This is a genomic window from Synechococcus sp. MIT S9504 (assembly GCF_047497135.1).
Taxonomy (GTDB): Bacteria; Cyanobacteriota; Cyanobacteriia; order PCC-6307; family Cyanobiaceae; genus Synechococcus_C.
Genome location: NZ_CP138942.1, coordinates 870,990 through 882,845, shown reverse-complemented (window position 1 = coordinate 882,845; position 11,856 = coordinate 870,990). Strand labels below are relative to the sequence as shown.

At 53.3% G+C, this 11,856-nt stretch carries 10 protein-coding genes; 3 read left to right on the top strand and 7 right to left on the bottom strand.

Going from position 1 to position 11,856, the window contains the following annotated elements:
- The first annotated feature begins 14 nt into the window (after nucleotides 1-14).
- Nucleotides 15-881, top strand: a complete 867-nt coding sequence (gene fghA, locus SIB58_RS05210) for an S-formylglutathione hydrolase (RefSeq protein WP_066909721.1) — start codon at nucleotides 15-17, stop codon at nucleotides 879-881.
- 50 nt (nucleotides 882-931) lie between these two features.
- On the opposite strand, the gene SIB58_RS05205 is transcribed toward fghA, so the two are convergent.
- A complete protein-coding gene (locus SIB58_RS05205) occupies nucleotides 932-1,960 on the bottom strand; it encodes a hypothetical protein (RefSeq protein WP_156486706.1) in 1,029 nt (342 codons plus the stop codon).
- Nucleotides 1,961-2,563: 603 nt separating this feature from the next.
- Between SIB58_RS05205 and SIB58_RS05200 the strand changes: the two genes are divergently transcribed.
- Nucleotides 2,564-2,830: a hypothetical protein gene (locus SIB58_RS05200; RefSeq protein ID WP_067326650.1), complete on the top strand. Its 267-nt coding sequence runs from the start codon at nucleotides 2,564-2,566 to the stop codon at nucleotides 2,828-2,830.
- A 455-nt stretch (nucleotides 2,831-3,285) separates the two neighbouring features.
- On the opposite strand, the gene SIB58_RS05195 is transcribed toward SIB58_RS05200, so the two are convergent.
- The 3 genes from SIB58_RS05195 to SIB58_RS05185 all read right to left on the bottom strand — a co-directional run bounded on the left by SIB58_RS05195 (nucleotide 3,286) and on the right by SIB58_RS05185 (nucleotide 6,074).
- A complete protein-coding gene (locus tag SIB58_RS05195) occupies nucleotides 3,286-4,536 on the bottom strand; it encodes a chloride channel protein (protein WP_067326647.1) in 1,251 nt (416 codons plus the stop codon).
- Nucleotides 4,537-4,642: 106 nt separating this feature from the next.
- Nucleotides 4,643-4,774: a multicopper oxidase domain-containing protein gene (locus SIB58_RS05190; protein ID WP_156486704.1), complete on the bottom strand. Its 132-nt coding sequence runs from the start codon at nucleotides 4,772-4,774 to the stop codon at nucleotides 4,643-4,645.
- A gap of 292 nt (nucleotides 4,775-5,066) precedes the next feature.
- Nucleotides 5,067-6,074 (bottom strand): hypothetical protein, encoded by a 1,008-nt coding sequence (locus tag SIB58_RS05185; RefSeq protein ID WP_066909707.1) that lies wholly within the window; start codon nucleotides 6,072-6,074, stop codon nucleotides 5,067-5,069.
- Between the two features lie 644 nt (nucleotides 6,075-6,718).
- Between SIB58_RS05185 and SIB58_RS05180 the strand changes: the two genes are divergently transcribed.
- The gene (locus tag SIB58_RS05180; protein ID WP_067326688.1) at nucleotides 6,719-8,164 is read left to right on the top strand and encodes a glycoside hydrolase family 13 protein; all 1,446 of its coding nucleotides are present in this window, start codon (nucleotides 6,719-6,721) and stop codon (nucleotides 8,162-8,164) included.
- A gap of 172 nt (nucleotides 8,165-8,336) precedes the next feature.
- On the opposite strand, the gene SIB58_RS05175 is transcribed toward SIB58_RS05180, so the two are convergent.
- The 3 genes from SIB58_RS05175 to SIB58_RS05165 all read right to left on the bottom strand — a co-directional run bounded on the left by SIB58_RS05175 (nucleotide 8,337) and on the right by SIB58_RS05165 (nucleotide 11,856).
- Entirely contained in the window at nucleotides 8,337-9,935 is a 1,599-nt protein-coding gene (locus SIB58_RS05175; protein WP_067326643.1) for a multicopper oxidase family protein, read from the bottom strand.
- Nucleotides 9,936-10,136: 201 nt separating this feature from the next.
- On the bottom strand, nucleotides 10,137-11,018 hold the full coding sequence (locus tag SIB58_RS05170; RefSeq protein ID WP_066909696.1) for an LOG family protein: 882 nt from the start codon (nucleotides 11,016-11,018) through the stop codon (nucleotides 10,137-10,139).
- 37 nt (nucleotides 11,019-11,055) lie between these two features.
- On the bottom strand, nucleotides 11,056-11,856 hold the full coding sequence (locus SIB58_RS05165) for a hypothetical protein (protein WP_066909693.1): 801 nt from the start codon (nucleotides 11,854-11,856) through the stop codon (nucleotides 11,056-11,058).

Genomic DNA, 11,856 nt, shown 5'->3' with positions numbered 1-11,856 from the left:
CAACGACCTGAACCATGGAGTTGATCAACTGTCATCGCTGCTTCGCAGGAGAACAACGCCGCTACAAACTGGATTCCCGCCAGCTGAACAGCTCCACAACGGTTGGCGTCTTTCTTCCAAAGCAGGCACTGGAACCGAAGCCTGAACGCGTCCCTGTCCTGATCTGGCTTTCAGGGCTTACCTGCAGTGACGAGAACGCCGTACAGAAAGCGGGTGCACAGCGACGTGCGGCAGCACTCGGGCTTGCGTTGGTGATGCCGGACACCAGCCCACGTGGGGATGACGTTCCTGGCGATCCTCAAGGTCAGTGGGATTTCGGACATGGTGCCGGCTTCTATGTGGACGCCGAAAAGCAGCCCTGGTCATTGCACTACAGAATGCACAGCTTCGTCGTTGAGGAGCTGATCTCACAGCTGTGCACTGAACTCCCCCTGGACGATCAGCGACTGGGGATCTCAGGCCACTCCATGGGAGGCCACGGTGCACTGGTGCTGGGTCTGCGTCATCCCCATCTATACCGCTCGGTGTCCGCAGTGGCTCCGATCGCACACCCGGCTCAGTGCCCATGGGGTCGGAAGGCGTTCAGCCATCTGCTCGGCACAACACCTGAAGAACAGCTCAGATGGCGTGAATGGGATGCTGTGACTCTCCTGGAGGATGGTCATCTCAGGAATGACTGCCTGCTGGTGGACGTCGGCTTAGCTGATCCCTTCCTCGAGGAGCAGCTGCGTCCAGAGGAGCTTCGCCAGGCCTGTATCAGAAGCGGGCAGAGTCTCGAGATGGTGATGCAGGAGGGCTATGACCACAGCTATTTTTTCGTGGCAAGCGTGATCGACCGCCACATTGACCATCACGCCAGAGCTCTCAAGGCAGACATTTGAACAGACTCAGCAGACTGGCTGAGACAGGTTTCTGCCAATATGAATGAACTTCAAGGCATAGGACCGGGAGGGATCAAGGGCATGTATCCACCCTCAATCGGTGCCATCACCTTGGGTTCACCAAGCGTCATTGGCTGACCAGAACCATTGGCACCCAATAAGACCTCATGCTTTCCCTGAGCACTGCGTTCGTGAACTCCATCGGCAAGAAGAGTGAAGGCTGAGAGATCCACGCGTGTAATCACATTGAAGCGCTGAAGATTGGGGCGCAGAGTCACGAAAAACCACATCACCAAATTCCAGCCCGCACCGAGAGCCAGAAGAGTCGCAATGATCGCTGTTCGTCGTCCATGCCCGGGCCAACGACGGTTGATGGCGACAAAAAGAATCGAGCCCACAATAAAAATACCGATACAACTCCCGACAGCCACACGAGTGTAAAAGTCTTCTGAATAAATACTGCGATCTTCGGTATCCACTCCTGCTTCCCTCACACGAAGCAGGAACTGCTTTGCATTGATTCTATTTGCAGGAGGCTGATTAAGCTCCTGATCGCGAACGGTCATCAACACCGTATCAAGTTCATCAGCCACACCATCCGCCGTAGCGGTTTCAGCGAGCTTGAAAGTGGTTTTTGGATAAACGATCCGAACTCTCTCAGCCTTGGCCTTCAGCAATTGCTGTTTAATATTCAACAGCAGATAGTTGGTCATGGAACTGTTACTGGACAGATTCACACCAGCAAACTGAATCTCCATGTCTTCCCCGGCAACCGGCAAGGTTTCCAGCTCGAGACCCTTCACTGCCTCATCAACTGCTGCGGCCATGCCACGTTGCTGTGCAGCAATCCTGGGAAAACTGGCTTCTCGGATCACCGGCTGCTGCAACTTGGACGTCCCAAGATCCTGAGCACCGCCGAGCCATTGCACAGCTCGAGTCCAGTCAGGGCTATATGACAGCCACAATTGATAGGAGGCATACCCGCCTGTCACCAAGGCGAGTGCAATGCCTAAAACAACCAGATAACGTCGTTCGCTTCCCTGCAACGGAGGCACATCAAGACCAAACCTACGCTTCACTTAAATGAAACCATAAATGGATTAATTAATACTAAGGCTTGCCAATAAAGCGTCAACTGAAATTCACACTTCGAGTTTGGCATCGAGGCATCAACACCTGTCTTCAAACAGTATGCAAAAAATGTGCAAAAATCGTTATCAACTCCCATCTGAATTGGGCCATTCGGCGCAGCAAGGCACAACATTCAACGAAATCTCTGACAGCAGCCAAAGCATCCTGAAAATGACAGCAAAAGGGAAAGCGGGCTCATCTGGCAACAATGCCAGCCAAGGATGAAGAACAAGGTGATCTATTGGATTTGATTGAATCGCCTGAATGTTTCTGAAGCTGGCTGCATGCTTGGCTCTATTGGCGAGCTCAACGCTGGAATGACAAGCAGACTCAGCGCCCAGCCAAGGTCCATCTGATCCCGATCGCTCGAGAACTCCTGCTGAAACCGCTCATTCCAAGAGCATCACTGACGCAAAGTCGGCGCCAGTGCCTGCAAAAAAGACACCAGGGTTTCTTGCCCCACGCTGACGTACAGCGAGGGGAATGAAGTCTGTGTTCTCAGAGAACTTCCTTAAGACCTGGTTCAACATGCTCCAGTTGCTGGGTCATCAATGACGATCGCAACAGCAATGGCAGATGAGATGAACCGACCTGGAACGATCTGTTACCCATTGGAGAGAGCTGTTGAGTCATGGCCTGACCCAACAGATGCCAGTCGAAGAAGAGTTTCGCCATCCCCTGGAGTTGCTGTCTGGCGAGGATCAGCTTTTGGAGGAGTAAAAGATCAACACCAGCCACCTGGCAATGTCGAGAGCGACCAGCAAGGAGACATTCCCTTTCTGAAGGACCGCACAGATGGCGTCGATGGGATGCTGTAACTCTCCGGGAAGATGGTGGTCATCTCAGCAATGACTGCCTGCCGCTGGACGTCGGCTCAACTGATCCCTTCCTCGACGAGCAGCTGCTCCAGAGGAGCTTCTCTATGCCTGTATCAGAAGCGGGCAGAGTCTCAGGATGGTGATACAGGAGGGCTATGACCACAGCCATTTTTTCGTGGCAAGCGTGATTCGTAGTAAGCGTGATCGACCGCCCCATTGACCATCAGGCCAGAACTCTCCAGGCAGACATTTGAACAGGCTCAGGAGATTGGTTGAGACAGATCTCCATCAAGCGGAAAAAATCAGCTGCTGCAATCGATCATCCGGTGTAAGGGCAGAGCGAAACGATCAACCTCAGATGTACAGAAAGCCGGAAAAACTCAGAATCCAGACCCCCCGATCCATCCCCCCGATTCATTGAGATCAGACGTTGATCACCAGCAGCAGAGTCGACCTCACGCAGCATGGTGCAAGGCCTGCCGCTCATTCCAGCTTGCACCACGCAATGGCACCGCCAAGGAGGCCGCAACGGCGCTGCAGAGCAACAAAGCCGGCAGCATTGCAGGATCGCCCTGCAGGGTGAACACAAACATGGCGCAGAACAGGGGGGTGCCGCAGGCGGCAGCGAAGAGACTGACGGAGCCAATGGCGCCGAGCTGGGCCTGACTCGCGCCGTCTAACGTCAACCACCCCGTTGGTGGCGCACCAACAAGGGCCCCAAGAGTCATGGTGTCGTGCATCAACCCCCCAGGGGCACCGCTCGCGATGCTCAGCAAAGAGCTGAGAAAGCGCCAGGGCAAGGTGCTTGATTCACCACCGACCTCTCCATGCAGAATCGGCAGAAGCGAAAGGCTTCCATCGTTCAAACTCCAGCCCCCACTGGCGATGGCAATACCGCTCAGGCCAGTGGCGATGAGAACAGCCGTCACTGACCGATGACGCTGCAGGGCTGCTTGAGTGATCCGTGCCAGCGGCACAAGCAAGCGCACGAACAGCGATCCAAGCAGAGTGCACAACCCGCAGACCAACAGGGCATAGGGCCATAGGCCCAATGGCAGAGCGCCGACCACGGCAGCTTGACTGCTGCTTTCCGGACCCAACAAGATGCTGATGCCAGCACCGCTACCGCTGAGCAGCAACACTGGCAACACCAAGCTGCGCCCAGAACTGCGGCCCAGCTCTTCGATGGCGTAGGTCACCCCCAGAAGTGGCGATCGAAAAGCGGCACCCAGGCCTGCGCCGCCGCCGATAGCGCAGAGCATCGGCAGTGGCAGGGCGGCAAGGGGGGCGAACTGTGGCCAGCGCCTGCGGATGGCCAACAGCATCGAGGCACCCAGGGAGGCTGATGGTGATTCGATACCCACCGTTAATCCGCCGAGATGGGTGAACACCATCAGTGGCAGACGTTTGAGTTGGGTTTGCAAGCTGAGTTGTTGTAAGAGCGAAGCCTGTTGACCGGAGACGTTCTCCTGCAGCGCAATCACCGGCGTCAGCCCACCCCCACGCGCACCTTGCAAGGGTCCCCAACCCAGCAGCACCAGGGCAAGAGAAGAGACAAACACGAGTGCTACAGCAACCGGTGAGATGCTGTAGCTGCTGAGCCAGAGATCATGCTGAAGAACAAGTCCAAGACTGGAGAGAGCCTGATAAGGCAGTGAGAACAGCCCCAGCACTGCTCCGAGCACGAGCAGCAACAACAAAATCATGTCAGGCAGTGGCGTTGCAGATGAACCATGTTGTCGTTGATGCTTTGGTCATCGGTCAGTTGCGTTTGTCTTGATGCTGCGGTCTGAGCCTTTCAGACAGGCAGGCTTAGGTGACTGAATCCCACCAACTCTGATCAGAGGAGCGAGAAGCAACCACGCTGAACATACCGCTCACCTGGTGATAGTTGATCTGGCAGTGGAATGCCCTCGCTCCCAGGTTGCTGGCCTCAAAGGTCATGGGAGATGATTGGACTCTTGTCCCTGGTGGTGATGTCAAAGAGTTCGTGCAGAGCGGCGACAACCTGTCACTTCAAATCCGAAAAGACAAACAATCACCTTCCACCATTTCATGAATACTGATTGTCCACTGCATTGACAAATCAGCGCAAGCGCAAAAAGCGAAATCGCCCTCAACCATTCACTGAATAAGTCTTCAGACACAACCAACAAAATTCATACAGGTGTACAGGGGCAAAACATCTCAAATCAATGTTTGAACAGACGCGCTCGTATACAACCGCCACAGTCATCTAATCGATGTTCCAATAACTTGTCTTGGCCTCTGGATCTTTATCAGGTGTTGGCATATCAATGATATCGACATCAGTGATACCAAAACGTTCCCTGAGAACACTTATTGGAGTTCCGATATCATCCCAGAAATTCCAGTCATGAATCAAATCCGTATTGATTTTTGAGCCCACCGCAAGCCCCCTGCTGAAAAGGTCCGGATCAAAATTCATCGTCTCCGCTTTGATGCCACCTGGCAGAGTCCAGGCAATGCCTAGATGAAAATCAACCAATACCTCTGTCACCATCTCCCAACCCACTTCAGAACCAGCCATCGCTGCTTCAATCGCTGCAACAGCGATTTCCCCAGCATAATCAGTATTTGTTCCAGATAAAATATGAACGCAATCGTGCCTAACCGCTGATTCTCCGAGGTTTCCTTTCTGGCCTGGAAATTTAAAATCTCGATCGCGATAAAAATTGTAAAGCGTTTTTCCAAGTGTTCCTTCTTCCAGGCTTGAGAGTTGCTCATAGACTTCAGCTCTTTTTTTATCACCTGCGAGGCTATGAACCTCTCTCACAATGGCTTTAAGCTTTTGAACAGGTGTTCCAGGCGTGAATTCATTAGCCGCTCTGCGACCGTACAAGATCAAAGCTTTTTTAATCCGTCCGCTTACGAGGTTGTTGAGATCCTGCAGTGAGCCCGGGGAAAGATTTGCCGTACGAGCATAGAGATCAACCCGTTGAACATCGTCGTCATGAAGCTTGCCCGAAAGGTAGGGCATGAGGATCAACAATTGCAGTGATTGCCTGCGTTGGCGTTCATTCAAGAAAACCTCAGTGAAACCTTCTGGCGTCGAATATGGGAGTTTATCAAGATCAAGATCCGGCATCTTGAACAGATGATCGCGCAGCGCCATCGCAAAATGCCTGGCGGGACGATGTTCATCGTCTCGGTCTGGTGCAACGGTGAGCATTGCCGACAAAAGTTCAGCAACTTGCTCCCGGGTATATCCTGTATCAAACATGGATTAAATCAATCAATCATCAATCCTAGCGGTCTTGGGCAGGGCTGACACGCTTACCCAAAATGAGCCACAGGAATCTCCGGCAAAGCAGCTTCTAAAACAACAGCCTGCGTCATCCATACTTAAATTGATTTTTGACACCATGGCGAACATGGGTGGTGTTGTTCAGAGCTGTCTTTACCCAGATCCTGCTTGAACCAGAGCCAAACAGAAACTCAACGCTTTACGCTTAACGCCAGATTCCTCATATTTCAGCGAGACGAAGTTGACATACAGGACAGCACGCAAAGAAAACAAACAGTCAGTCTTAAAGGGTTCAAAACTTCACTCATGCATCGACGCAAGCCTTCAAAAACGACGACACTTCAGCTTCAGGATGACATCGAAGATTGATCAAAGCATCTCCCGTAAGCCAACAATCATGCGCACTCGCCCTCCCAAATCAAAGTCAAGAAACTGATCTGGGTCCTAGCCCCGCTCGTGTCCATGGAAGGGCAAGCGCAGTAGCACCCAATCCCGTGGAGCCAGGGCCATGGATAGCAACGGAGATCAGACAGATCAGAGGATGTATCAGGTGCAAATGTCATCCAGCCAGGGTATTGGGTGTGTTACCTGCTATAGAAAGATCAGCAGACTCAGTGCGATTGCAGGCAGTCACGGCTTTTAGCGATCCGCCGACTTGGGTGGCAGAGGCTGTGATCTATCAAATCTTTCCTGATCGGTTCCGCTGCAGTGGACGAGTTGAGAAGCAGCGCCACCTGGCTTTGAAGCCATGGGGTAGTGATCCAACCGAACAGGGATTCCAGGGTGGTGATCTCTATGGCGTGATCGATGCACTCGATCAACTCCAGGAGATGGGAGTGACGTGCGTCTACCTCACGCCCATTTTCCGTTCAGCCGTCAACCATCGCTATCACACCGACGACTACTTCCAAGTCGATCCTCTTTTGGGCGGCAACACGGCACTCGATGCTCTGGTTGCCGCATTGCACGAACGGAATATGCGCCTGGTGCTCGATGGGGTGTTCAACCACTGCGGTCGAGGATTCTGGGCCTTTCACCATGTTGTGGAGAACGGACAGGCCTCGCCCTACAGGGATTGGTTTCATATCAAGCAGTGGCCCATCAATCCTTATCCAGGGATCGACGAGAGTTGCGGATACGACTGTTGGTGGTCCATCCCGGACCTGCCGAAGTTCAACCACGCCAACCCAGCGGTTCAGGAACACCTACTCGCCGTCGCACGCCATTGGCTGGAAAGGGGCATCGATGGATGGCGCCTCGATGTTGCTGACGAGGTGCCGAAAAACTTCTGGGCCGAATTCCGGCGTGTGGTGCGAGAGGTGAAATCTGACGCCTGGATCGTTGGAGAAATCTGGGGAGATGCACGCTCGTGGCTCCAAGGGGAGCATTTCGATGGAGTGATGAACTACCGCATCGGCTGGAGCACCCTTGGCTGGGCTGGGGGCGACGCGTTACGCCAGGGCTACCGAAACCCGAGCTATCCACTCAATCCCCTCAGCACAGAAGAACTCATCAACATCTGGAACACCACAACGAGTTGGTATCGGCCGCAGGTCAACCGGGGCCAGATGAATCTGCTCGACAGTCACGATGTGCCCAGGGCCTTGCACAGCCTCAATGGGGATCTCAAGGCCATGAGGCTGGCGCTGTTGTTGTTGTTCCTGCAGCCGGGTGCACCGTGCATTTTTTACGGCACCGAAACCGGCCTGGCTGGCGGGCCCAGCACCGAAGGGTCCAGTGGGCCAGAACCGGGCTGTCGAGAGGCTTACCCATGGGATCAACACTGGTCAGCCGACCTCAGGTCCTCCATCCAGCAACTGGCAAAACTACGCAGCAGCTATCCGAACCTGCACCAGACAGGTCTGGCCTGGAGATGCTTTGGCAGCGATGGACTGGTCGGCGAAGCAGAGGGTCTGGAGGTGTGGATCAATCGCAGCCGAGTCAAATCACTTGCGTTACCTGAACCCCAGGCCACTGCCAAGGTTCTCTGGAGCAATGATCAGCACAGTGCACCGGGGTCTATCTCGATGCAATCAGCTCTGATGCTGGTGACATCTCCGAGTTAACAGTCTTTCAGTGGACCACAGCGAGGAGATACCGGAGTACAAGCAGTTGCAACATTTCAACAGACTCATTCCGCTGCGTGGACTCAGCAAGGAGGCCATTGGCGAGGCTGAAGATCGCTGCAATAGAAAGCCCAAGGAATCACCGAGCTGGGCATACGCCATCAGGAGAGCATCAAAACGGCAGGTATTCGCGACTGAAACCTGCTGGATTCCACCAACTCAAATCAGCGGAGCGATAAGCCACCACGTTGAACATGCCTCGCACATGGTGATAACTGATATGGCAGTGGAACGCCCAAATTCCTGGATTATTGGCATCGAAGGCAATGCGACAAGTTCCGCCTTTCGGTACGTAAACGGTGTCGCGCATGGCTCCAGCCAGGGGCACACCATCCAGTTCGAGAATTTGAAATTCATGGCCATGCAGATGCATGGGATGCCCCATCGGGGTGGGATTGGAAAACACCATTTCCACCCGTTGCCCTTCCTCCACCCAGTAGGGATCTCGATAGGGGTAAAACCGATGGTTAAGGCCCCAGGTGTATTTGGGAGCAGGGCCTGTCAGAGCAATCGGGATTGTGTTGTCAGCAGCACGAACCGCAAGAGGCCTTTGCGCCCGCAGTTGCTTGTCTTGGGTGAAATCGAGGCGACCGGTCCACTGATCGGTTTTCGGGGCCAAATCAGGCACGCGGAGCTTTGGGTTAGTGCGCAGCACCACACCACAGCGCAGGTTGCTGCGCTCCCCTAAGGCCAGCAAAGGAAAGACCCCAGGTTCTTCAGGAAGCTTGATACGCAGCGTCAAACGCTGGGCCAGAGCAAGTTGAAAGACCGATCCACTGATCGGCTCAACGGGGTTGGCATCAGTACGCAGCAGCTCAGCCTCGAGATCGCCAAGGTCGAGAAAAAAGCTCATGAAGGCGCTTCCCGCAAGCCAGCGGATCGCCACAATTTCACCAGGCTCCACATCAATGATTTCTGGAGCGTCAAGGCTGCGTTCATTCGCCAGCAGCGCGTCATACACAACATCCGGGGCCATCATCAAGACCCCTTTCTGTTGTTTCCAACTGAAGCGCTGATTCCCTTGATCCCACTGCTGAGTCAGCAGCATTCGCGGCTGATGCCAATCAAAATCAGCCAGGCTCTGAGCCATGGCCGTACCGCCGCCGCGCTCACCGGCCACAACGTTGTCGAGAATTTGACTGGCGGGAGTGAAGCTGAAGTCCCGCAGCATCACAGTGATCGTTCGATCAGCCCAACGTTCTTGTTCCTCATCGAGGATCACAAAAGGCTCAGCCACATAGCTTTGGGTCTGCAGCCCGTAGTGCGAATGCATCCAGAAGGTGCCGTTCTGCACCAACGAGTAGTGGATCCTTTGGTGTTGTCCTGGGGGAATGGGAGGTTGCGTGACAAACGGCACACCATCCATGGCATTGGGCAAGATCAACCCATGCCAATGCACCGTTGTCGGCACCGGCAACTGATTGATCAATTCGAGATTGATGCCCTTGCGTTGAGACGTGGTGTATCCACGCTGACCGTTCAGCTGACGAATGCAGCCGCGGACAACTGTTCGTCCCAGAACAGTGATCGGTGCCGTTGCGATTTCAAGGACGACTGTCTCAGCATTGCGGGGCAGCTGAAACGCCGGCTGACTGATGAATCGTTCCCAGGCAGACCGAGCTTTGGCTCGGGTGGACCTGAGCACATCAAGACTTGCGCTGCCAACAACAACAGCAAAGGCACCCAATCGCAAAAAGGAACGACGAAGCAAGAATCTCTGAGCCAGTCCTCACCGGTTTAACCACAGTCGCTTACTGGTTGCTCTAAGAGCATTCTCTTCTCAGCTTTGATGACTTAGCAGGCTGAGACCAGCCAAAGCGATCAACATCAACGGCCGACTTGCATCGCTGAGACCCAGGCGAAACAGCCGCTCAGACAAGGATGACCATCGAAGAAGCTTTCGAGAGGGCATTTAGGATTGCTTACGAATCAACTCCCAGGCTTCGAGAGCAGTATCTGCATACTGAAATAAGCGGCAATCTTCGTCATCAATCAGCCCTGAATTGGCCATGAACTCAAAGTCAATAACTTTTGACCAGTACTCACGACCAAAGAGAATGATCGGCATTGCACTTTTCACCCCCACCTGCCGCAATGTCAAAATCTCAAACAATTCATCCAAAGTACCGAATCCCCCTGGGAACAGAATTGCTCCAACCGAGCGCATCACAAAGTGAATTTTTCGCAGCGACAAATAACTAAACTTGAAACATAAATTAGGTGTAATATAAGGATTCGGAGGCTCATGAGGAAGATCAATATTTAGGCCTATCGATCGACACCCAGCCTCAAAAGCTCCGCGATTTCCAGCCTCCATAATCCCGGGACCACCACCAGTGACAATCACAGGGGAAGAGTCAGAATTTAATGGTTTATCTTTTTGCTGTCCGTGGCTGGATACTAGAAATGCAAATTCACGGGCGGCATCGTAATAGCATGAAAGATCAACAAGCCCTCTGGCTTGTTGAACTCTGCGCTGAAGCGAAACCGAATCAGGGTCGGCATCAAGTGCATTCAGAGACTCTGCGAGACTTGACTCTGCTGCTGAACGCTCCTGAATCCTGGCCCCACCTAAAACAATGATGGTGGAGGTGATTCCAGCCTCTTCCAAGCGTAGTTCAGGCTTGCTGATTTCCATCAACATCCTGACGCCGCGCATCGAGGAGCTATTGAGCAGATCTAGATCGTGATGCGCCAGTTTGTAGCTATCAGAGTTGATGATCTGATCAAAATTTTGCGCAATCAAGCGCTGATTTTCATCTGGGAATCTGGAATCGCTTGATGCTGAAGACATTGATGAGAAACCCGTAACAACATTCTGACAGCAGGTTTTATGTCATCACACCCATTTCATGCAGGGTAATCATGACCTGTTGTCGTGCAGCTGCTTCGGTGAGCCTTGGATTCTGTCTTTTGGTGTTCGCAACCATCTGCTTGAACATCTCTCGATGTTCGTTTGAGGCCTGTTTCAGCCACTGTTCATATTCCGACCTGGTTTCATTTAAAAGTTTCTCCTCAAACATCTTTTTGTAGTGGGGATAGAGGAAGGCATGGTCTCTTTCACATCGAATCCCCAGCTCTGTCAGGAGCTGCATTGATGAGCGCCCGCTGATGTAGCTCAACCCGACTTTCTTTTTGTGACCAAGCCAGTCGCATGCCGAAGCCAGAGCTTCATAAGCCCCTTCCTTATTGCTCATCACCAGCTGTTTCCACGCGGCATAGGTCTCCTCATCGAACTGATCCAGGATCACTCCCCGAATGCCTGAGGGTGAGCATCGGAACCGCTTGCCGGTCTTCACTCCCAATGTCCAAACCGGATACTTATGCCTCTTGCCTGCTTCGTCGGTGAGCGCAAGCACAACCGCCCAAAGCCCACACATGAAGGTGATGGTGTTCGGGTGCTTGAACACAAACACACCATGGCCTTGTTGTCCCTCAGGCACAGGGGCCAACAGATCTGGTTTCCAGATCTTGTGCTCCTGGTTCTCCTCAGTCCATCTGTCGTGATCGAAACACTTCTGTGAAGCCTCGATCTCATCGGGGGTGGCGTCCTTGAAGTTCTGATTGAAGATCTCCTCGGTCCGTTTGGATGAGTAGCCATCCCCGACCTCAATCTCTTTCGCGAATGCCAT

Excerpts from the sequence above, each read along its gene's own strand:
- fghA (WP_066909721.1), top strand. The coding sequence starts at position 15 with ATGGAGTTGATCAACTGTCATCGCTGCTTCGCAGGAGAACAACGCCGC.
- SIB58_RS05200 (WP_067326650.1), top strand. The coding sequence starts at position 2,564 with ATGACGATCGCAACAGCAATGGCAGATGAGATGAACCGACCTGGAACG.
- SIB58_RS05195 (WP_067326647.1), bottom strand. The coding sequence starts at position 4,536 with ATGATTTTGTTGTTGCTGCTCGTGCTCGGAGCAGTGCTGGGGCTGTTC.
- SIB58_RS05190 (WP_156486704.1), bottom strand. The coding sequence starts at position 4,774 with ATGACCTTTGAGGCCAGCAACCTGGGAGCGAGGGCATTCCACTGCCAG.
- SIB58_RS05185 (WP_066909707.1), bottom strand. The coding sequence starts at position 6,074 with ATGTTTGATACAGGATATACCCGGGAGCAAGTTGCTGAACTTTTGTCG.
- SIB58_RS05170 (WP_066909696.1), bottom strand. The coding sequence starts at position 11,018 with ATGTCTTCAGCATCAAGCGATTCCAGATTCCCAGATGAAAATCAGCGC.
- SIB58_RS05165 (WP_066909693.1), bottom strand. The coding sequence starts at position 11,856 with ATGGCATTCGCGAAAGAGATTGAGGTCGGGGATGGCTACTCATCCAAA.